Source organism: Cochleicola gelatinilyticus (assembly GCF_001637325.1).
GTDB lineage: Bacteria > Bacteroidota > Bacteroidia > Flavobacteriales > Flavobacteriaceae > Cochleicola > Cochleicola gelatinilyticus.
Genome location: NZ_LRXL01000026.1, coordinates 360173 through 383161 on the forward strand (window position 1 = coordinate 360173; position 22989 = coordinate 383161).

General features: G+C 36.9%; 20 protein-coding genes. 7 read left to right on the top strand and 13 right to left on the bottom strand.

From position 1 onward, the window contains the following. The first annotated feature begins 50 nt into the window (after positions 1-50). The gene (locus ULVI_RS03620) at positions 51-746 is read left to right on the top strand and encodes a glycosyltransferase family 2 protein (protein ID WP_068589854.1); all 696 of its coding nucleotides are present in this window, start codon (positions 51-53) and stop codon (positions 744-746) included. Further along, positions 743-2233 (top strand): cellulose synthase family protein, encoded by a 1491-nt coding sequence (locus ULVI_RS03625; RefSeq protein ID WP_068589856.1) that lies wholly within the window; start codon positions 743-745, stop codon positions 2231-2233. The genes ULVI_RS03620 and ULVI_RS03625 overlap by 4 nt, the downstream gene beginning before the upstream one ends. Here ULVI_RS03625 and ULVI_RS03630 read toward each other — a convergent pair. Then, positions 2230-3150 (bottom strand): AraC family transcriptional regulator, encoded by a 921-nt coding sequence (locus ULVI_RS03630; protein ID WP_068589858.1) that lies wholly within the window; start codon positions 3148-3150, stop codon positions 2230-2232. The two genes, ULVI_RS03625 and ULVI_RS03630, sit on opposite strands and share 4 nt — an antisense overlap. Positions 3151-3299: 149 nt before the next feature. Between ULVI_RS03630 and ULVI_RS03635 the strand changes: the two genes are divergently transcribed. Continuing rightward, positions 3300-4823: an aldehyde dehydrogenase family protein gene (locus ULVI_RS03635; RefSeq protein WP_068589860.1), complete on the top strand. Its 1524-nt coding sequence runs from the start codon at positions 3300-3302 to the stop codon at positions 4821-4823. A gap of 67 nt (positions 4824-4890) precedes the next feature. Next, positions 4891-5274 carry a DUF779 domain-containing protein gene (locus ULVI_RS03640; RefSeq protein ID WP_068589862.1) on the top strand — a complete coding sequence of 128 codons (384 nt, stop codon included), beginning with the start codon at positions 4891-4893 and terminating at the stop codon, positions 5272-5274. A 1-nt stretch (position 5275) separates the two neighbouring features. On the opposite strand, the gene ULVI_RS03645 is transcribed toward ULVI_RS03640, so the two are convergent. Beyond that, complete coding sequence (locus ULVI_RS03645) at positions 5276-6514, bottom strand: M28 family peptidase (protein WP_068591360.1); 1239 nt, start codon at positions 6512-6514, stop codon at positions 5276-5278. 31 nt (positions 6515-6545) lie between these two features. Between ULVI_RS03645 and ULVI_RS03650 the strand changes: the two genes are divergently transcribed. Then, the gene (locus ULVI_RS03650; protein ID WP_068589865.1) at positions 6546-7676 is read left to right on the top strand and encodes a TolB family protein; all 1131 of its coding nucleotides are present in this window, start codon (positions 6546-6548) and stop codon (positions 7674-7676) included. Positions 7677-7726: 50 nt separating this feature from the next. Then, positions 7727-9103 (top strand): glycosyltransferase 87 family protein, encoded by a 1377-nt coding sequence (locus ULVI_RS03655; RefSeq protein ID WP_068589867.1) that lies wholly within the window; start codon positions 7727-7729, stop codon positions 9101-9103. 90 nt (positions 9104-9193) lie between these two features. Here ULVI_RS03655 and ULVI_RS03660 read toward each other — a convergent pair whose 3' ends face one another. From ULVI_RS03660 to ULVI_RS03685, 6 genes are all read right to left on the bottom strand, one after another. After that, positions 9194-10729: a bifunctional GNAT family N-acetyltransferase/carbon-nitrogen hydrolase family protein gene (locus ULVI_RS03660; RefSeq protein WP_068589869.1), complete on the bottom strand. Its 1536-nt coding sequence runs from the start codon at positions 10727-10729 to the stop codon at positions 9194-9196. Positions 10730-10890: 161 nt separating this feature from the next. Beyond that, positions 10891-11868 (bottom strand): deoxyhypusine synthase family protein, encoded by a 978-nt coding sequence (locus ULVI_RS03665; RefSeq protein ID WP_068589871.1) that lies wholly within the window; start codon positions 11866-11868, stop codon positions 10891-10893. Then, the gene (gene speB / locus ULVI_RS03670; protein WP_068589873.1) at positions 11858-12793 is read right to left on the bottom strand and encodes an agmatinase; all 936 of its coding nucleotides are present in this window, start codon (positions 12791-12793) and stop codon (positions 11858-11860) included. Before speB ends, ULVI_RS03665 begins: the two co-directional genes overlap by 11 nt. Then, positions 12783-14180, bottom strand: coding sequence for an arginine decarboxylase (locus tag ULVI_RS03675; protein WP_068589875.1), 1398 nt, complete (start codon positions 14178-14180; stop codon positions 12783-12785). The genes speB and ULVI_RS03675 overlap by 11 nt, the downstream gene beginning before the upstream one ends. Positions 14181-14631: 451 nt before the next feature. Continuing rightward, positions 14632-15489 carry a pseudouridine synthase gene (locus tag ULVI_RS03680; RefSeq protein ID WP_068589877.1) on the bottom strand — a complete coding sequence of 286 codons (858 nt, stop codon included), beginning with the start codon at positions 15487-15489 and terminating at the stop codon, positions 14632-14634. A gap of 127 nt (positions 15490-15616) precedes the next feature. Beyond that, positions 15617-16060, bottom strand: a complete 444-nt coding sequence (locus tag ULVI_RS03685) for a hypothetical protein (RefSeq protein WP_068589879.1) — start codon at positions 16058-16060, stop codon at positions 15617-15619. 202 nt (positions 16061-16262) lie between these two features. On the opposite strand from ULVI_RS03685, the gene katG reads away from it, so the two are divergent. Beyond that, positions 16263-18509, top strand: coding sequence for a catalase/peroxidase HPI (gene katG, locus ULVI_RS03690; protein WP_068589881.1), 2247 nt, complete (start codon positions 16263-16265; stop codon positions 18507-18509). 75 nt (positions 18510-18584) lie between these two features. Here katG and ULVI_RS03695 read toward each other — a convergent pair whose 3' ends face one another. The 5 genes from ULVI_RS03695 to ULVI_RS03715 form a co-directional block, all read right to left on the bottom strand. Continuing rightward, positions 18585-18968, bottom strand: a complete 384-nt coding sequence (locus ULVI_RS03695; protein ID WP_068589883.1) for a DUF3037 domain-containing protein — start codon at positions 18966-18968, stop codon at positions 18585-18587. Then, positions 18958-19737 carry a HipA family kinase gene (locus tag ULVI_RS03700; RefSeq protein WP_068589884.1) on the bottom strand — a complete coding sequence of 260 codons (780 nt, stop codon included), beginning with the start codon at positions 19735-19737 and terminating at the stop codon, positions 18958-18960. The genes ULVI_RS03695 and ULVI_RS03700 overlap by 11 nt, the downstream gene beginning before the upstream one ends. A 279-nt stretch (positions 19738-20016) precedes the next feature. Beyond that, positions 20017-20715 carry an MBL fold metallo-hydrolase gene (locus tag ULVI_RS03705; RefSeq protein WP_068589886.1) on the bottom strand — a complete coding sequence of 233 codons (699 nt, stop codon included), beginning with the start codon at positions 20713-20715 and terminating at the stop codon, positions 20017-20019. Between the two features lie 323 nt (positions 20716-21038). Beyond that, positions 21039-21944 (bottom strand): geranylgeranylglycerol-phosphate geranylgeranyltransferase, encoded by a 906-nt coding sequence (locus ULVI_RS03710; protein WP_068589889.1) that lies wholly within the window; start codon positions 21942-21944, stop codon positions 21039-21041. Positions 21945-21975: 31 nt separating this feature from the next. Further along, positions 21976-22914, bottom strand: a complete 939-nt coding sequence (locus ULVI_RS03715; RefSeq protein ID WP_068589891.1) for a mevalonate kinase family protein — start codon at positions 22912-22914, stop codon at positions 21976-21978. Between the last annotated feature and the right edge of the window lie 75 nt (positions 22915-22989).

Here is a 22989-nt window from a genome sequence, read left to right on the forward strand (position 1 = left end):
CTAAAAAATATACGACCTTCGCCTCTCAGGATTTCTTGTTCCCCAATAGTATGAAACCTACAATTAAAGTTATTATTCCTGCTTATAATGAAGCCGATTCTATCGCTCATGTGATCGTGGCTATTCCGAAAATAGTTTCAGAAGTGATCGTAGTGAGTAACAAGTCTACCGATGCCACCGCCGCTATTGCTAAAGAAGCAGGTGCGACGGTTCTTTCCGAAGAAAAAAGAGGATATGGATATGCATGTTTAAAAGGTATGGAATATGTCTCCCAACAAGAAAAAAAACCAGATATTATTGTATTTCTGGATGGCGATTATAGTGATTATCCATCAGAATTAACAGCTATTGTCGCTCCGATTATCCAAAAAAATATCGATTTCGTTGTAGGAGCACGACATATAATTTTAAGAGAACCAGGATCGATGACCCTCCCACAGCGATTTGGAAATTGGTTGGCCACAAGTTTAATGAGCCTATTTTTTGGATCTAAATTTACAGATTTGGGCCCCTTCCGTGCTATAAAATATGACAAGTTGGTAGCATTAAATATGGAAGATAAAACATATGGATGGACCGTAGAGATGCAATTGAAGGCATTAAAACGAAAATATACTTATACCGAAGTTCCCGTGAGATATCGTAATAGAATAGGCGTTTCAAAAGTTTCTGGTACCGTAAAAGGTGCTATATTTGCAGGCGTAAAAATCCTAACCTGGATATTTAAATATAGCTTTAAAAAATGATTCTGGACGTTAGCATAGTCGCAATTTATACCCTCTCTCTTTTCATCATATTTTTCTATGCGTTGGCGCAACTCAATTTGTACGTTAATTACCTAAAGGCGCAAAAAAAGAATCGTACTGCACCAAAATACGATTTCACGAATTCTAATGAAATCCCATACGTAACCATACAACTGCCTGTTTACAATGAAATGTATGTGATGGAACGTTTGCTTACCAACATTGCCGCCTTAGAATATCCAAAGAACAAGCTTGAAATACAAGTACTCGACGACTCAACCGATGAATCGTTTCAAGCAACCGCATTACATATAAAAAAATTACAGGCTACAGGACTAGACATTACGCATTTAAGTAGAGAGATCCGTTCAGGGTTTAAAGCAGGCGCTCTAAAAGAAGGCTTAAAAACAGCTAAAGGAGAGTTTATTGCAATTTTTGATGCGGATTTTCTTCCGAAGAAAAATTGGCTACTACAAACCATACCCTATTTTAAAGATCCTAAGATTGGTGTAGTGCAAACACGGTGGGGCCATATAAACAGGAATTATTCTTTGCTTACTAAAATTCAGGCTTTTGCGCTAGACTTCCATTTTATACTAGAGCAAGTCGGAAGAAATTTTGGCAACCACTTCATAAATTTTAACGGTACAGCTGGAGTGTGGCGAAAGCAATGTATTCTGGATGCAGGAAATTGGCAGGGAGACACTCTTACAGAAGATCTTGACCTTAGCTACAGAGCTCAATTAAAACATTGGAAATTTAAATACCTTGAAGATGTAGAAACTCCTGCAGAATTGCCTGTCGTAATAAGTGCAGCAAAATCACAACAATTTAGATGGAATAAGGGAGCGGCAGAAAATTTTCAGAAATTATATCCTCGATTACTTACCGATGCATCGGTTTCTTGGAAAACAAAATTTCACAGCTTTTTTCATTTGCTTAATAGCAGCATGTTTTTATTAGTATTAATTGTTGCGGTATTAAGTGTTCCAATGCTATATATAAAAGCTGCGCATCCTGAGTGGAAACCTATCTTTTATGTGCTTGCAGGCTTTGCATTAAGCACAGTAATATTTTTTATCTGCTACTGGCGCACATACTCCAAAATTCATGGAGGTGGGTTAAAGAATTTTATACAATATATTGGCATGTTTTTTACCTTCTTTTCGATTGCGATGGGCTTTTCGGTTCATAATTCTCTAGCAGTTCTAGAAGGTCACTTCGGAAAAAAAAGCGATTTTATTCGAACTCCAAAATTTAATATTAATGCATTAAAGGATTCTTGGAAAGACAATAAGTATATCACCCACAATTTTTCATTCAACACTGTTATTGAAGGGATTTTAATGCTCTATTTTGCTTTCGGAATGTATAGTGCATTTATAGTAGGAACCGATGAAAGTGACTTTGGGTTGTTCCCTTTTCATTTAATGCTCTTTGTAGGTTTTGCCTTTGTATTTTTTAAAAGTATCTTCAGTAAAGCTTAATACTGAAGCGAATTCTTAAACTGCTGCGGTGTCATTAATTCCAGTTTTTTAAATTGACGGTTAAAATAACTAACATTGTTAAATCCCGATTGAAACGCTACTTCAGAAATTAACAACTTTTTATTTCGTTTCATTAATTTTTTGGCAAATTTTATTTTTTCTGAATTCATAAAATCCACAGGAGAAATACCCAGCGTATTTTTAAACTTCTTATGAAAACTCGATGTACTCATATAAGCCTGTTGTGCTAACATATCTACGCTAATATCTTTATTGGTTAAGTTTTCTCGTATATACTTCACAACCGATCCAATGCGAGTATCTCGAAAAACGTTTAAAGTATCATTTAAAATGCTGGTTTTAGCCTTTGTTTGAAGCAACCGTACAATTAATTCCTGAATCATTAAGTCAAGTAAAACATCCTTAGAATTTATAGTATGAGTGAAGGTACGTACCATTCGATCGATTAAAATGTTTACTTCTTGTTGATTGGTTAAATGTGAAGCAACGCCTTCTTCCAAATTCCAATTATTATTTTCGCGTTCGATTGCGACATCCTCGTTAAATCGATACGCTACCTCCATGATCTTATCAGGATCGATCCCTAGTGCCAGACATTGTGTTGGTGCTTCGAGGGTCGCTATAGGAAAATCGATTACCATTTCTTCGTTTGTAGGCATTACCACCGACTCACCTGGCAAAAATTCGAAGGAAGGCAAGCCATTAAGATGCATTACTTTTTTACCTGTTAGCATACTGGCAATAACTGGAAAATCGAATGTAAGTGAAACCTTTTCGGCTACTTTATGAGTTTCAAAAATATTTAATTCAGAATACGCAGAATTATATGTGGTTTTATTTTCAACCAATGTGTAGATCTTTCTACTTTCTCTATGTCGTGATAAAGAGTGTCCCATAATCAATATTACAAAATTTTAACTGATCGTAACTCTATAAGCAGAAATGTGTTAGGATCATGCAGGATTGTTCAAGATATTGTTTTTTTTATAAAATATCTTTAGGATCATTAAGATAACTGTATAATAATCATTAAAATTTTACGAATATGAGCACGGTAAAAACGGCAGAGGGAAAAACAATTTCTGCACCACAATTTAAAAATCAGTACGATAACTTTATTGGAGGTAAATGGGTAAGTCCGGTAAAAGGCGAATATTTTGAAAGTATTTCTCCAGTAGATGGAAACACCTTTACAAAGATAGCTCGCTCTACAAAAGAAGACATCGACTTAGCCGTTGAAGCAGGTTGGAAAGCAGCAGCATCATGGAATAACACCTCAGCAACTGAAAGAAGCAATATGCTCTTAAAAATTGCAGACATTATTGAAAAAAATATGGAGGTGTTAGCGAAAGCCGAAACTTGGGATAATGGAAAGCCTTTTAGAGAAACCATCAATGCTGATCTACCTTTAGCAGTAGATCATTTTCGATATTTCGCCGGAGCTATACGTGCTGAAGAAGGAGGCGCCAGCGAATTAGATGAAAATACACTATCACTCAATATCTGGGAGCCTTTAGGAGTGGTCGGACAAATTATTCCTTGGAATTTCCCGTTATTAATGGCAACTTGGAAACTAGCACCTGCATTGGCAGCTGGAAACTGTGTGGTATTAAAACCTGCAGAACAAACTCCTGTAGCCATTATGATATTAGCAGAAATGCTAGAAGAGGTGATTCCACCAGGGGTATTAAATATTGTAAATGGATTTGGATTAGAAGCAGGAAAGCCATTAGCATCTCACCCTAAAATTAGCAAAATTGCATTTACTGGAGAAACTACAACTGGACAACTCATAATGCAATACGCTTCTAAAAACATTATTCCAGTAACCCTTGAACTTGGAGGTAAATCACCAAATATTTTCTTTAAAAGTATCATGGACGCTGATGATGACTATTTTGATAAAGCTATAGAAGGTGCAGTGCTATTTGCTTTTAATCAAGGAGAAGTTTGTACATGCCCGTCTAGGATTTTAGTGGAAGAAAGTATTTACGATGATTTTATAAAACGAGTGGTTGAACGCACCAATGCTATTAAAATTGGACATCCACTAGACCCAGAAACCATGCTGGGTGCACAGGCGTCGAACGATCAGTATGAAAAAATCCTGAACTACATTAAAATCGGAAAAGAAGAAGGTTGCGAAGTACTGGCGGGTGGAGAAGCTGCTTATAATGAAGGACTTGAAGGAGGTTATTACATTCAACCCACGATACTAAAAGGAAACAACAAAATGCGTGTGTTCCAAGAAGAGATTTTTGGACCAGTGGTTTGTGTAACAACTTTTAAAGATGAAGAAGAAGCGATTGAAATCGCAAACGACACTTTATACGGATTAGGCGCTGGAGTATGGACCCGCGACACACATCAAGCCTATACAGTAGCTAGAAAAGTTAAGGCAGGGAGAGTATGGGTTAATAACTACCATGCATATCCAGCTCATGCGCCCTTTGGAGGATACAAAAAATCAGGTATTGGAAGAGAAAACCATAAGATGATGCTCGACCATTACCGCCAAACCAAAAACATGTTAATTTCATACGATAAAAAGAAATTAGGTTTCTTTTAAACCAATTGCTAATTCTAACTCCCCAGGGGTCGAAAACTTTTTCGACCCCTTTTTAATACGATACATTATGAAAAAATCCCGTGTAATTATAACAGAAGAAGCAGCCGAGATCGTAGAGAAAATGAAGTCGCAACACGGCGAATTAATTTTCCATCAGAGCGGAGGGTGTTGCGATGGGTCCTCCCCCATGCTATTAACTAAAGATGATTTTTATCTTGACGAAAGTGACATTCTTTTAGGAGAAGTTGCAGGCGTACATTTTTATATGAATCAAGATCAGTATGAATACTGGAAGCATACTCACCTTACTGTGGCTATTACCAAAGGACGAGGTTCCAGCTTTTCGGTAGAGATTCCATTAGGACTTCGTTTTTTAATACAGTCACGACTCCTAACGGAAGAAGAAAGCAAGTACTTTCAAACACTAGAAGCCGAAAAAAATAAATTGTAATTTAAAAAGTAATCGCCACTTCCATGACTTCACCATTTCGGTTTATAATTGCAGTAGTGTTTTGACCCTCCTCAAATCTCGAGAGCGCTTTCATATACTTCATCATAGACTTAGTTTCATGTTCGCCTAATTGGAGAACCACATCTCCTTTCTGTAATCCAGCTTTTTGCGCCGGACGGTCTTCACTAACCCCATCGATTCGCATTCCCTCACCAGTATAAAGGTAATCTGGAACCACTCCTAATGTTACTTTAAAGTCAGGTACGGCTTCACTTTCATTTTTAGTTTTTCTAAAAGCGATTTTTCCATTATCGTCAAGATCTGAAATAATACTGTAGATATAATTTCCGATCGTTTCCATGCCTTTATAATTTAATTTTTCAGCATCATCTCCTGGTTTATGGTAATCTTCATGTTGTCCAGTAAAAAAATGAAGGACTGGAATATCTGCCAAATAGAATGAGGTATGATCGCTAGGCCCCACCCCACTTTCATGCTCCGCTATATTGAGGTCAACCTTGTTATTGGCAAATAAAGTTTGTTTAAAGATAGGCGAGGTTCCTACCCCGTGAACAGCTAAAGTTCGTTCGTTATTAAGTCGCCCCACCATATCCATATTAATCATATAGCTTACTTTCTTTGTATCTATCGTCGGGTTCTTTACAAAATAGTTAGACCCTAACAACCCCATTTCTTCTCCGGAAAATGCAATAAATAAATAGTTATTCTTAGTGTTTACAGAGTCTACTTTTACCAATCGGGAAGCGAGATAAAGCATCACTGCTACACCACTGGCATTATCGTCTGCCCCATTATGAATCGCTTCTCCTTCTCGATATAACGATCCCTCTCCTCCCATTCCTAGATGATCGTAATGAGCACCTATTACCACCGTAGTTTCTGCATTATTATCGATATACCCTACGACATTTGTTCCAGTTAAGGTACTATCGGTTTTCATTCCTGTAAACTCGGCTTCTTCGTGTGGATTTAACGAAGGTCTAAAAGTAAATGTTTGGGTAAATGAACCCTGGCTTCCTTTCGGTAGTAGTCCGATTTCCTTAAACCGACCTAAAATATATTTTGCTGCTTGGAGTTCTCCTTCGGTTCCAGTTTCTCTTCCGTTAAAGGTATCATCTGCGAGAATTGTAACATCCTCTTTCATAGATACTTTTTTTACGATTTCTTTTTTACAACTAACTAGTATTCCTGCTAAAAAAAGGAGTGCAACAAATCTCATATTCTTATTTTTGTACAAAATTAGGTTAAATATGAGATTAATCATTCTTTTCGCTTCACTTGTCACTATTTTTTCTTGTAAAAATGAAGTCCAAAATCCAGAAGGTACTTTAGAAACTACAACTACCGCAACACCCCTTTCTAAAGAAAGTACCATTCAAACAAACGATTCGCTTATTTACCCAGAAGAAAAACATTTTAAATCGATTCGACAGATTACGTTTGGGGGTGATAACGCTGAAGCCTACTGGAGTTTCGATGACAAACAACTGGTGTTTCAATCAAATTACAACGAATGGGGATTAGAATGCGACCAGATGTTTTTAATGAATGCTTCGGAAAACTTTAAAGATAAAAAACCACCCATGATTAGCACTGGTAAAGGTCGTACTACTTGTGCATACTTTTTGCCCGATAACAAACATTTCGTTTACGGATCTACTCATTTAGTGGACGAAGAATGTCCGGAAGTCCCTCTTCGGAAAAACGGAAAATATGTATGGCCCGTATACGATAGCTTCGATATTTTTGTTTCTGATCTCGACGGAAACATCACTGCACAACTCACTACAGAACCCGGATACGATGCCGAAGCAACAGTATCTCCCCAGGGTGATAAGATCGTATTTACCTCCATGCGCAGCGGCGACCTTGAATTATACACCATGAATCTCGACGGAAGCAACGTGCAACAAATTACAGACGAACTGGGGTACGATGGTGGTGCTTTTTTCTCTCCCGATGGCACCAAGCTCATCTTTCGCTCTTCTCGCCCTAAAACTCCAGAAGCAATAAAAGAATATAAGGATCTGCTAGCGCAAGGACTGGTGCAACCCACCGAGATGGAACTCTACATCTGTAATGCCGATGGAAGTGACCTGCGTCAAATCACAAATCTTGGTAATGCAAATTGGAGTCCGTTCTTTCACCCTAACGGAAAAAAGGTATTATTTTCAAGTAATTACGAAGCCGAACGCGGATTTCCATTTAACCTGTACATGATCGATCTCGATGGAAAGAATCTTGAACGTGTGACACACGGGGAAACATTCGATGCTTTTCCTGTATTTTCGAACGATGGAAAACAACTGGTATTTTCTTCCAACCGAAACAATGGTGGCGGGCGCGATACCAATCTCTTTATCGCAGAGTGGCAGGATTAAAGGGAAAATGCAACACGAACAATAACAATTAATTTTAAAAAGATCTTTTTATGGCTATAAACGTATTAGACTTTCTTAAATTATATCGCACTCCCTTACTTTTCGCCTTGCTCAGCATAGCCTTTTATGCGACTTTTGCCTATGACCTGCAACGAAACGATTTTCCTAAACTCATTGCTTTGTACGGGGCTTTGTTCTTTTTTGCCTACAAACTCATCCAGATCACTAAAGGCAATTTTTGGGTACTTGCCGGATTCGGAATCGCTTTTCGTTTGGTTTTTATGGGGAGTATTCCGAATCTGTCTCAAGATTTTTATCGTTTTCTTTGGGATGGAAGGTTGCTTTTACAAGGAATAAATCCATATTTAGTTACACCCGAAACTTATATGACATCCCTTCCTAATATCGTCCCACAGGCTCACGAATTAGTAGCTGGAATGGGAGCTTTAAACGCTAGTCATTTTACCAATTACCCACCGGTAAATCAGTTCTTTTTTGCCATTGCTGCATTGTTTGCAAAACATTCTATTCTTGGCTCTGTGATCGTACTTCGAATACTTTTAATCGCTGCAGATGTTGGAATTCTTTACTTCGGAAGAAAACTATTGCGAAATCTCGATCTGAATCCACACACCATGTTTTGGTATTTTTTGAATCCGTTTATCGTTATCGAAATGACAGGAAACTTGCATTTTGAAGGGGTGATGCTCTTTTTTGTGGTCTGGTCGCTGTATCTACTTCACAAAAGGAAATGGGTATTAGCGGGAGTCTTATTAGGTATTTCAGTTTCGGTAAAACTACTTCCTTTGCTGTTTTTACCGCTGTTCTTATCATGGTTTCTTCGGAAGGAAAATTCCACCGGATTAAACTTTAGTAGGTTATTGCTTTTCTATCTCATCACATTGGGAACGGTAGTTTGTACATTTCTACCCTTTGTTTCTTCAGAATTTATTCAGAATTTTTCGGCGACGATCTCCTTATGGTTTCAGAATTTCGAGTTTAATGCGAGTGTGTATTATATCATTCGATGGATCGGATTTCAAACTGTAGGATGGAACATTATTGCTAGTGTTGGGAAGGTTTTGCCTTTGATCGTAATTTTATTCTTATTAGGATTAGCGGTATTCCGAAAGAATGCAACCATGCGACAACTTATTACTGCGATGCTTTTTGGGATGTCTTTTTATTTCCTGCTTTCCACTACGGTGCATCCTTGGTATGTAGCGACGCCTCTACTACTTTGCTTATTTACCCGTTATCGGTTTCCGCTGGTGTGGAGTGGTTTTGTGGTATTGAGCTATTCGGCATATGGAGCTGAAGGTTTTTCTGAAAATCTTTGGTTGGTAGCGATGGAGTATCTAGTAGTTATTGGGTATGCGGTATGGGAAATAGCAACACTAAAGCCTCAAACACTGCAAGAGGGATAGCAGCAAGCTACCGTGTAGCGCGTATAGCCCGACCCTTTGTAGCGACAGCGAAAAAGGGGCTTGCCCACATAATAGAACACGATCTTGATCTTAATTCTTTTTTACTCGTTCGAGACGATAAAAATCTTTCCGTCGGTCTTTTAAGTTTTTTACAGCACCAAACGAATGTAACTCACGAAGCAGATCGAGATCGACATCGGCTACAAGTATCATCTCGGCATTTGCAGTGGCTTCGGCTTTAATACCATTGCTCGGAAATGAAAAATCGCAAGGAGTAAATACCGCTGATTGAGCGTATTGAATATCCATATTATGCACATTAGGCAAATTCCCTACACTACCTGAAATGGCTACATAGCATTCGTTTTCGACCGCTCGGGCTTGGGCACAGAGTCGGACGCGGGAATACCCATTTTGTGTATCGGTTAAAAAAGGCACAAATAATATGTCCATCCCTTCATCGGACAACAGGCGGGAAAGTTCTGGGAACTCAGAATCGTAACAAATTAAAATTCCGATTTTTCCACTGTCGGTTTCGAAAGTTTGCAGGGTATTTCCGTTCTGCATCCCCCATACTTTTACTTCGTCGGGGGTACAGTGAATTTTCTCGTAACGTTCTACGCTTCCGTCTCTACGACATAAATACCCTACATTGTAAAGCTTGTTACGAACTATTTCGGGCATGCTTCCAGTAATTATATTGATGTTATAACTAATGGCAAGCTCAGACATTTTTTCTTTAATCTCTTTCGTATATTTTGCTAATTCACGAATGGCATCGGGCTCACTTAAATGGTTGTATTTTGCCATTAAAGGGGCGTTGAAGAACTCTGGAAAAACAGCAAAATCGGAACGGTATCCTGCTACACTATCGATAAAATACTCTGCTTGATGCATAAGTTCATCGAAATCGTTATACGGTCGCATTTGCCATTGTATTAACCCTAGTCGCACTACACTTTTGGTCGCGCTGGGCTTCTTGGTAGGTTTGGTGTAGTAAATATTGTCCCATTCCATTAATACAGCAAATTCTCCTGAAGCTGTATCGCCTTCAAGGTATCCTTTTAATACACGTACTGGATGAAAATCGTTCGAGATTTGAAAATTTAAAACTGGATCTTCGATTTCTTTTCGCTTGACTTTTTGAATGTATTGTTTTGGTGAAAACTTATCGGCATGCTTGTGATAATTCGGCATTCGTCCGCCAAAAACAATGCTCTTTAAATTTAGATTTTCACATAACTCTTTTCGGTAATCGTATAAACGTCTTCCTAAACGCAAACCTCGAAAGTCGGGTTTAATAAATACATCGATCCCGTATAATACATCTCCTTCTGGGTCGTGGATCTTAAAATTAGGGTCGCTGGCGATATCGTCGTAGGTGTGTTGATCTTCTACTTTATCGTAATCGACAATAATAGACAGCGCACAACCTGCGATCTCCCCGTCGATTTTAATTACAACTTGTCCTTCTGGAAACAACGAAATAAGCTTCCCGATCTCTTCCAGTTTCCAATACGAATTGGGAAGTCCACCGTAGGATTGAAGCGTGGCTTCTTTTAACGCATCGTAATCTTCGAGCGTTAAAAACTTTAATTCTATATTTTCAATTTTGGAAGTATCCATTTAGATGTTGAGTATTGAGTAAAATTTAGTTTGTGGATTTTTTTTAAAGATATTGCATTATTTTTTTATAAAGCCAACTAATAAAAGGAGTCACGCTGAGCTTGTCGAAGCGATTATGCGATGAAAGATTCCCTTTGCTAGTTAGCCTTACTGCTTAAAAATTACATTCCTAAAAGGTATGCAAAAACAAGAGGCGCCACAATTGTCGCGTCACTTTCAATAATAAATTTTGGTGTATCGATGTCTAATTTCCCCCAAGTGATCTTTTCGTTTGGTACCGCACCTGAGTAACTTCCATAACTAGTTGTAGAGTCGCTTATCTGGCAAAAGTAACTCCAAAAAGGGGTTTCGGTTCGTTCCATATCTTGATATAGCATGGGTACCACACAAATTGGAAAGTCACCAGCGATTCCTCCACCAATTTGGAAAAACCCGATTCCATTTTTAGAATTGTCGGTGTACCAATCGGCTAAAAATGTCATGTATTCAATTCCGCTTTTCATGGTCGATGCCTTAAGCTCACCTTTTAACACATAGCTTGCAAAAATATTCCCCATCGTACTATCCTCCCATCCTGGGCAAATAATAGGCAGATTCTTTTCTGCTGCGGCATACATCCATGAGTCTTTTAGGTCGATCTCATAGTGTTCTTCTAATACCCCACTTAATAATAATTTATACATGTATTCATGCGGAAGGTATCGTTCACCTTTCGCTTCGGCATCTTTCCATATTTTAACGATATGCTCTTGTATTCTTCGAAACGCTTCTTCTTCTGGAATGCAGGTGTCGGTTACTCGGTTTAATCCTTTTTCCAACAAATCCCACTCGTCTTGAGCAGTAAGGTCTCTATAGTTTGGCACACGCTTGTAATGACTATGCGCCACCAAATTCATGATATCTTCCTCAAGGTTTGCACCTGTACAAGAAACAATTTGCACTTTATCTTGACGGATCATTTCTGCGAATATTTTACCAAGCTCTGCCGTACTCATTGCACCAGCTAACGACACAAGCATTTTTGCGCCATTATTGAGTTGTTCTTCGTATCCTTTCGCGGCATCGACCAAAGCCGCTGCATTAAAATGAAGGTAATATTTTTGAATAAATTCTGAAATCGCTCCTTTATTAGTTGTCATCTTCGTTGTCGTTAAATTTTGAAATTCCTCTTTTTGAATCGTTGAAATTACTTTCAAATTCATCTTCCTCTTCGGCTCCTTCAAACTTATAGCTTAACATCTTATAGTATAATTTTGCTGCTAGAAAATCTGAAGACTTCTCATTCTCATTCGGGCAAAGCTCTACAATATCGAAGCCTACCACATTGCGTTCTGCGAATACTTGTTTTAAGAACTCTAATGTTTCGTAGTAAAACAAACCTCCTGGTTCTGGCGTTCCAGTTGAAGGCATAATTGAAGGATCGAACGCGTCTAAATCGAATGTTATAAACACATTGTCTCCCAATGCTTCAATCACATTATCCATCCAATATTCATCGCCTGCCATGTCATGTGCGAACCATGTTTTCTCTTCATCTATGATTGTAGTTTCTGAAACATCCATGCTTCGAATTCCTACTTGAACTAAATTGGTATTCTGGCTGGCTTCATAAACTGCGCATGCGTGATTGCAGGTTGAACCATCATATTCTTTACGAAGATCGGCATGTGCATCAATGTGCAATACGGTAAGATCGTCGAAACATTCATTAAAGGCACGAATTGTTCCTATCGAAATACTGTGTTCTCCTCCAAAAACAGTTACAAATTTATTCCGAAGAATAAAATCTTTCGTCATTTTATGTACTGCATCGACCACCGCTTCTGGAGAAGAATTTTCTTCAATCGGCTCGGTAAGGTGGATGCCTTGTTTATACACTTCCGTTTTTGTTTCGATATCGTACAATTCCATATTTTCTGAAGCATTTAAAAAAGCTTCAGGACCCTTGTCTGCACCTTTTTGCCAGGTACTTGTCCCGTCGTAAGGAACTGGAATTAATACAATTTTTGAAGTTTCAAGGGTCGCATATTTTTGCGGGATCCCTGCATACGTCTTAGTGCTCATAACCTAAAATATTTAACAATTGTTTGCTTGTTTGTTGTTCAGAAAATAGTTTTGTTGAGATGTTTCCATCTTCATCTTTATCAATTAAAATATGCTTGGGTGATGGAATAAGGCAATGCTGCAATCCGCCGAATCCACCAATAGTTTCTTGATATGCTCCTGTGTTGAAAAATCCAATATACAGGGGTTTTTCTTTTTTGAATTTTGGAAGATAGATAGCATTCATATGTTGTTCACTATTATAATAATCATCACTATCGCAAGTTAAACCTCCTAGCAAAATACGCTCGTACTCTTCATTCCATCGATTAATCGCTAACATAATAAATCGCTTGCTGATTGCCCAAGTATCTGGTAATGTAGTAATAAATGAAGAATTAATCATATTCCATTTTTCGCGGTCATTCTGTTGTTTCTGATACAGGATCTCGTAAATCGCACCGCCACTCTCACCTACTGTAAAGCTACCAAATTCTGTAAAGATATGCGGTACTGGAACATCGGCTTCCGCACACGTTAAATTAATTTGATTCACAATTTCATCGATCATGTATTGGTAATCATAATCGAAAGCAAGTGAGTTTTTAATCGGGAATCCACCGCCAATGTTAAGACTATCTAATGTAGGACAGATTTTCTTTAACTTGGTATACACTGTTAAACATTTTACCAATTCGTTCCAATAATAAGCATTGTCACGAATTCCTGTATTAATAAAAAAGTGGAGCATTTTTAATTCTACTTTTTTATTTTCCTTTATTTGTTTTTCGTAGAACGGAACAATGTTTTTGTATCCAATTCCAAGACGGGATGTGTAAAATTCGAACTTTGGCTCTTCTTCTGAAGCTATTCGAATTCCTACTTTAAACTTTTTATCGATTCCTTCCGAGAGTAATCCGATCTCTTCATAATTATCGATAATCGGAATGCAATTCTTATGTCCATTATTTATAAGTCTTGAAATATTATCGATATACTGGTCTCGTTTAAACCCGTTACATATAACATACGTTTTATCGTTAATCTTTCCCTCTGCTTTTAAATTTTCAACAATATTAATATCGAACGCCGAAGAGGTTTCAATGTGAATATCGTTATTTAAAGCTTCGTTCAAGACGTGTTTAAAATGCGAGCTTTTTGTACAATAGCAATAATTATAAGTCCCTTTATAATTGTTCTTTTGAATGGCTTCAGAAAACCAACCTTTTGCCCTATTTATATTTTCAGATATCTTAGGGAGATAGGTGAATTTTAAAGGAGCTCCGTATTCTTCCACGAGTTTCATGAGATCGATATCGTGAAAATTAAGGGTGTTATTTTTTAAGGTAAATTCATCCTGAGGAAAATCGTAGGTCTGACTAATTAAGTCGATATATTTTGTGTTCATTATAGCGTTTCTTGTAACTAAAAATAAATAAATGATAATGGATACTTCCCAGAATTGAAAAGTATAACAGAAATTTAACCCAATTTAAAATCAGATACGAAATGGGTTTAACCAATATGCCGAGCGTTGAAAGGAAGCCGAGTTCCTATTATTATAGGCAGTACCCGGTTTATTAGTTCTCCTATTTAGAAGTAAGGAGTCGGAAGCTAGCTTTAAAATTCGGTCACCCGCCTGGCGAGCTGTTTTTGAATATGACTTCCTGATTTTCAAAAACCCGAACAAAGAAACACTCTTCAATGGTTCAGCTAAAATGCGATGCAAATGAATGAAAAAAAAATGAATTGCAATAACTTTTTCAGAAAAAATGAAGCCTTACCTTATATATAAAAACGCCAACTTATTTGTTTAATAACAAGCAATTTAGCGTTCGTTTTATACTGTTTCTGAAAAATTACAACATTGAGAACAACTCTACTTCTCTCTGAGTTAACACCTTCCATCGTCCTCTCGGCAAGTCCTTTTTAGTAAGATGTGCAATGGTCACACAATCTATACGAACAACATCGTATCCTAATTGCGAAAAGATATCGCGAATTACACTGTTCCCCATATGTTTTATCTTAAGCCCCACCTCTTTTTTTGGAGCATTTTCCACATAGCTTACTTCTTCAACAGTGATTTTTTTTCCGTCAACTTTAAGTCCCTCTTTAATACTTTTAAGGTCATCGCCTTTTAAATTTTTATCGAGTTCAACATGAAAAAGTCGCTCCATTCCTTTCTTACTTAACTTCTCTTTGAGTTTATCATCGTTAGTAAACAGCAACAATCCGGTTGCGTTTCTTCCTAGCCTTCCAATAGGAGTTACTTTAGAATTGGTCGCATTCGAAATAAGATCCATCACGGTTTGTCCTTTGCTCTCACTTGTCGTTGTAGCAAAACCTTTTGGTTTGTTTAATAAAATATAGGTGTTTGGCTCTGGATTAATACGCCTTCCGTCGAAGCGAACATCGTCGGAAAGTTGTACTTTATATCCCATTTCATTAATGATTTTACCATTTACTGAAACTAGACCAGTGGCAATGTAAGTATCTGCTTCACGTCGAGAGCAAATCCCACTATTAGCAATATATTTATTCAAACGAATTCCGCCGGCTTTTGGAGTATTATTTTTCGCAATTCCACTTGGTGTTGCTTTATTCGACGTATTTTTTTTTATGGGAGCATTTCCTCTTGAATAGCTTTTATTTCGGGTATTATTATCTCCTCTACCCGAAGCTTTTCCATTATCCTTGCTGTCTTTTCTGCTCATACTTTTACTCCGCTTGTGCGGAAATCTTTTAATTAATATTTTTGCAAAGATACGGAAAGCCTTTGTGCTAACAAGCTAGAATAATGGTTATTCGGCTATGAATTGCTAAGCACAAAAGGAATGGAATTTAAGTAGACTTCGAAAGATTTAAAACTATTTTTTTGCATTCAAAAATCACACTCTCGTATTGTTTATTTTTAATAAGGTTGATTTCTTTTTCAGTAATATCAAAACTAATACGGGTTAAAATTCGGTTAGAAACATTTGATAGATCCGATTCAATCTCCTGTGTATCTGATATTAATTTAAAATTTGTCGTTCCTTTAAAGGTTAATGTAGCTCCTTTAAGAGTTTTAATTTTCGATCGAGTTACGAGAATAGTTTCCAAAAACAGGTATTCATTTAATTCTTCTATTTGCCCATAAAGTATGGCGTCTTCAGAAACAGCAATTCGATTCTCTTCTAAACCTTCGATTCTTGTTTCCGACATAGGTTCCTCTTGTAATCGTTTCCCTGCCTTTTCACTTCCAAATGCTGCTAGCAACTTGTCTATTCCTTTACTTAATGCCATTGATCTTTAAGTTTTATGTAAGCACTTTTTTAAATGCATTTCTATAAAGTTCAAATATAAATGAAGAAAATTTAAACTGTACAACTTTGCATTACTATAGAATTTATCGATGTTTTGTTTAATTTTATATATACAAAAACAATGGTTTTAGAGAAACATTTTTATAGATTTGAAAAACCACATTTTAAAATCTAACAATATTATGAGTAAAGACACAGGAACAAACGGAGAAGTTTGGGAAATCAATGATAGCAATGCAAGTAAATGCCCTTATTTTGGAGGGGAACATAAAACCGTTGCTGGTGGTGGAACTAAAAATCGCGATTGGTGGCCCAACGAATTAAAACTAAATATTTTAAGACAACAAGGTGCTAAATCTAATCCGATGGGTGCCGATTTCAATTATGCAGAAGCCTTTAAAAGTGTTGACTTTGCGCAATTGAAACAAGATGTTATCGACCTAATGACCAACTCACAAGATTGGTGGCCTGCAGATTACGGTCATTATGGGCCGTTCATGATTCGTATGGCATGGCATAGTGCTGGTACTTACCGTGTAGGTGATGGTCGTGGTGGTGCAAATTCTGGATCGCAGCGTTTTGCTCCTTTAAATAGTTGGCCCGATAATGGAAATTTAGACAAAGCTCGCTTGTTATTATGGCCGGTAAAAAAGAAATACGGAAATAAAGTTTCATGGGCAGACCTTATGGTACTTGCTGGTAATTGTGCATTAGAATCTATGGGATTTAAAACTTTTGGCTTTGCCGGAGGCCGTGAAGACGTATGGGAGCCAGAGCAAGATATTTATTGGGGTTCTGAAACCGAATGGTTAGGAAATGAGGCACGATATGAAGATGGGGATTTAGAGGGAGACCTAGCTGCTGCACACATGGGATTAATTTATGTGAATCCTGAAGGACCTAATGGTACGCCAGATCCGCTTGGTTCTGCAAAAGATATGAAAGAGACATTTGGTCGTATGGCAATGAATAATGAAGAGACAGTAGCACTTACGGCAGGTGGTCACACTTTCGGAAAGGCTCATGGTGCTGCAGATCCTGAAAAATATGTTGCTGCCGAACCCGCTGGCGCAGGAATTGAAGAAATGAGTTTGGGTTGGAAAAATTCATTTGGATCGGGTGTATTAGATGACACAATTACGAGTGGTATTGAAGGAGCTTGGACTCCGAACCCTACAAAATGGGATCATGATTATTTTGATGTACTATTAAACTATGACTGGGAATTAACAAAAAGTCCTGCTGGAGCACATCAATATGCCCCCACAGCAGCTTCAAAAGCAAGAATGGCACCTAAAGCTGGAGATTCTTCTAAGACACAATCTTTAATGATGACCTCAGCAGATATGGCGCTAAAAATGGATCCAGAATATTTAGAGATCTCTAAGCGTTTTCATAAAAACCCTAAAGAATTTGAAGATGCCTTTGCCCGAGCGTGGTATAAATTGACGCACCGTGATATGGGGCCGATTTCTCGTTATTTAGGACCCGAAGTTCCTAAAGAAGAACTTATTTGGCAAGATCCTATCCCAATGAGCGATCACGAATTGGTGAATGAACATGATGTTACTAATTTGAAGAAAAAGATTACCGATTCAGAATTATCAATTTCAGAATTGGTCTCAGTTGCCTGGGGATCAGCTTCTACTTTTAGAGGATCTGATATGCGAGGTGGCGCCAACGGAGGTCGCATTCGTTTAGCTCCTCAAAAGAATTGGGAAGTAAACAATCCGAAGCAACTTTCAAAAGTGTTGTCAATTTTAGAAAACATTCAGAAAGACTTTAATGAATCTCAATCTGGAAACAAGCAAATCTCAATGGCGGACCTTATTGTTTTAGGAGGTTCTGCTGCAATTGAACAAGCTGCAAAAAATGCGGGTCGTGAAATCAATGTTCCATTTACACCGGGACGTGGTGATGCATCGCAAGAGCAAACCGATTTAGAATCGTTTGGGTATTTGGAGCCAAGAGCAGACGGATTTAGAAATTATATAAAACCAAATCAGAAACCAGCGCCTGAGGAACTATTAATTGATCGTGCTAATTTACTAACACTTTCAATTCCCGAAATGACAGTGCTTTTAGGTGGATTAAGAGTTCTCGACACCAATTATAATGGTTCAAATTATGGGGTATTTACAGATCGAAAAGGAGCTTTAACGAACGATTTCTTTACGAATATCTTAGATTTTGCAACTACTTGGAAAGCTACTGATGCCGATGACACTGTTTTTGAAGGAACCGATCGCCGAACAGGTGAAGTAAAATATAAGGGGACCAGAGTCGATCTTATATTTGGATCTAATTCTGAATTAAGAGCTATTGCTGAAGTGTATGGTTCTGAAGATGCATCAGATAAATTTGTGAAAGATTTTGTTGCAGCTTGGACAAAAGTGATGAATTTAGATCGATTTGATTTGAAAAAGTAACAGATAGCTTCATCATTTTATCAACTAACTGTAAGCTTCAGAAAAGAGTTTTTTACTTTTCTGAAGCTTATTTATTTAGAGTACATACGTATTATAGAGTTCCTCCAATATTTTTTCGGGATCACTACAGAGGCCTGGATGCACATTAGAACTTTGAATTATAGTGCTTCTGCAAGCTGTAAGCCACCGAAACCGATCTGATATTTCTAACTTACCAATGGCTCCGCCGAAAGGATTTCCTTTACATATTTGTTGCCAAGCTTGTAGATTCTCATTTAAAATTTGAATGTCCAAATCTTCAGAAAATGCAGCAAGAAGTTTTGGGTCGATTTTGTATTTAATTCCTAGAAATTTTTTTCGTTTTGAAAATAATATAACTCCAACATTAAAAAACTCTTCCCGCTCTACTTTAGGAACTACTCGTATAACCGCGTACTCGAATGTAACTTTATCTTGCATCTTCAGCTTCTTTTACCAACAAATCCATTTTGGAGAGTCTGGTGGTTAAAAATTTAAGATATGCCGAACGCATTTCATTTGGGGTAAGCAACTCTCCTTCTTCGATAAGCCAATCTTCTGGTATTAAAGCTACTATTTCTTGAATCTTTTCTAAAGTAAGTAATTGAGATATTTCTTTCGAAGTTTCCTTTAAACGAGTTGCTTGCTCTAATAATACATGGTTTTTTACTAACGGAAAGGTTCGCGTAAGATGCTCTTCCCACGTATTCCAATTGTGATGAAAATAAAAAGAAGCTCCATTATCGATCACCCACAATTCTTTATTCCAAAGCAATAAATTAGTGTTTTTAACCGTACGATCGATGTTACTAATTAGACTATCTACTAGCACTACTTTTGAAGCGATTACCGGGTCTAGTGTATTTACTAAAGGATCGAAGGTTATGGCGCCGCTTAAAAAGTGCAATCCAAGATTAAGACCTACACTAAAAGAAAGCAAATCTTGAATTTCTTCATCGGGTTCGGTCTTACTAAAAGAATCATCTAACTCCATAAAAACAAGTTCGGGCACTTTTAAACCAACAACCCGAGCTAGCTCGCCGCCTAAGAGTTCTGCAATTAATGCTCGTTTTCCCTGTCCTGCTCCTCTAAATTTTAATACATAGAGAAATCCATCTTCAGCTTTTACAATAGCGGGAAGCGACCCTCCTTCCCGTAAGGGCTGAAGGTATTGTGTTACTGCTACAGTTCTTATTTCAATATCTTTCATGCATTGTTTTCTTTCCTCCTATTATAAAGCTCTTGCCATTATTAACACACGCCTATTTAGTGTATACAACAAAAACATCTTAATTGGTTTGTGTACAACTAGAGTTGTAGTAAACGTTACGAGAGTTTGTTAATTATAAGAGGGTATGTTTTACTTCTAACTTTAAAATTTTTCAATCAAAAATTGAAGATAAGTATTTACGGAACCGTCATAATAATTTAATGTCACGAAAAATTAATTATGGAGTTATTTATGTGATTGACCCTATGAAATATTCGGTTAAAATTTGATTGTAATTATTGTGCCTTGTTCTGTTAAAGGATACTCATTTTCTTTGTCTTTAAAGAATTTCTCTGCTGATTCAATTTCTGCTGGAGACAAGTGATAAATTCCAATTTCATTGGCATCTATTTCAATATTTTGTTCTTTGGCATTATCATAAAGCCAATTAGGAATAAATGCGATGTCGATATTCTTCATTTTACCAATTGTTTCGGGAATGGTCGTATCGCCAGACAAATAAATTCTCTTTCCATGCCAAGTTATTAAGTACGAATAATGCTTAAAATTTATCCCGAATACCTTATGATTGGTTTTAAAGGCCTCTATTTTAAAATCATCGATAACTTCACGTAAACGCTCCAGTTTTGAGACATCCCAAACTCCATATTTTTCACCATTTTTCTCCTTTAGAACTTTCTTTAAAATTTTTTTCGAATAGTGATCAGCATGCTTATGTGTAAAAATAAATATAGCATTTTCTTTTATGCTGTCGAGTTCTGCTTCATTGAACTCCATGTAGTTAAAAGCTCCAGACTTGTAGGGAAAATCTGTGTAGATATGCGAGGTTCCATCAGTCATATATAATCCACAATTGCCCAAAAATTCAATCGTGATTTCATTGGATTGGGCGAACCCAGCTCTAAAGATAAAAGTTAGAGCGACAAGTAGTAAGAAACTACGGTAGTTTAATTTCATAAGCGTTTTTATAATTATTAGCGGAAACGATTCAACAAGAACTTTTTAAAACAAAATTATCTTCTTTGTCTCAATGCATGCATTAATTCTAGGCCTATTCCTTATGATGTGGGTTTTGAAATTTAAATATAGTTAGAAATACTGAAATACCCTTAATACGTTAGAAGGGAAATAATTAGTGCCTATTGAAAGTTTCTGTTTATTGCGTGAAGGATTGCAGCGGCATCCTCTTGTTTGCCCTTAAAAGGCAAACTAGAGATACAGCGGAAAGCCTGACCCTTTGCTCCTTCTTTTAAAAGGAGGGAAGGGACACGCCCAAGAGGTTATAAAAAACGATTTAACAATACGTTGATGTCTATGAGTACTATGCTAAAAACACCTGTTACGATGATGAATTTTAAAATGTTATGAAGGAGTATATAATGTATTTTTTTTTCTGAAACCCATAATACGAAGAGGAATACGACTAATGCAAGGATGCTTCCGTAAAAGAAATATACCATGTAACCAATAGGAAATGTTGTGATTAAAAGCAGTGTAGGAACAAAGGTTAAGATACATAGTAAAGTGAGCATTCGCTTTGACACTCTTTCTCCATACACAACTGGAATAGTTCGGTAATTTTGAGCGAGATCTCCTTTTAAGTTTTCAAGATCTTTAGTAAGTTCTCGCATAGCGATTAATAAAAATAAAAAGGTCGCATGAACAAAAATTACAAAATCGAAATTTTTATAATGTATAAACACCGCAAAGAAAGGAATCACCGCCAAAATTGCAGCGATGATATTTCCAATAAATGGATATTTTTTAAGCTTGTGTGAGTAAAACCAAATCGCAAAAATGTAGATTGAAAAAAAGATCACTGCACGAAACGAAACATAACTTGCAAAGATGACCGATAGAAAATTAAGCACAAAATAGCTGGTCAACTTGGTACGCTGACTTACTAATTTATCTAATAACGTTTTACGAGGCCGATTAATTAAGTCTTTTTCGCTATCGTAAAAGCTATTTATAATGTATCCACTTGCAATTGCTGAAGCTGAAGCTAATACGAGCATTAATAAATTAGGGTCGAACAAGACTTCTCTAATGGGAAGGTCGGGTGCTAAGATGTATATAGAGGTAAGGTATTGCGCTAATACAATTACCAAAATATTGTATCCGCGGACAATAGAAAACAAGCTAAAAAACTTTAATAAAAAGTGCTTTTGTTTTCTACTCAGCATGAGGCTACTTTTAAATAAAAAAAGGAAGTATTTAGAAGTTGTAGACTACTTCTAAATTATAATCTTTTAAGGCTTTTTTTGCTTTATCGATATCTTCGGTAAAGCCTAACATATAGCCTCCGCCACCAGACCCACACAATTTTAGATAGTAGGCATTAGAATCGATTCCTTTTTTCCATAGGGTATGAAATTGCTTTGGAATCATGGGTTTAAAGTTATCCAACACCACTTTACTTAATTGTTTCATGTTTCCGAACAACGATTTTACATCTCCCTTTAAGAAATCTTCGACACATGCATCGGTATGTTTTACGAACTGGTCACTTAACATGCTTCTAAATCCTTCTTGCTTCATGTTCTCCATAAAGATTTGGACCATCGGTGCTGTTTCACCCGTTGTACCACTGTCTAATAAAAATACAGCGCCTTTTCCGTTTTCAGTCTGTGATGGAATTCCCGCAGGCTCAATATTGTCGTGTGAATTAATTAAAATTGGTAAACTTAAATAACTATTTAAGGGATCTAAACCAGAAGATTTTCCATGGAAAAAGGATTCCATTTCTGAAAAAATTGCTTTTAACTGAAGCAACTTATCGCGCGTTAAATTTTCAAGTACCGTAATTTTATCTGAAGCATATTGGTCGTAAATAGCAGCTACTAATGCTCCACTACTTCCTACCCCATATCCTTGTGGAATACTAGAATCAAAATACAATCCTTTAGAAACATCTTTTTTTAATGCCTCTAAATCGAAGCTCACTAATTCAGGCTTCTCACTTTGAAGGGTTTCTAAATAGACCGCAAACCGATGTAAACTATCGTTCGATTTTTTTGTGGAAATGGTTTTGTGAGTATCTATTTTTAAAGCGCCTTTGTAAAAATTATAAGGAATAGAGAGTCCTTTAGAATCTTTAATAATTCCATACTCTCCAAATAATAAGATCTTAGAATAAAATAAGGGACCTCTCATACGCTTTAAATATTGATCTAAAAATACAGATTTAACTGGGTATTGACACAAATTTAATACAAAGATATAGTTTAA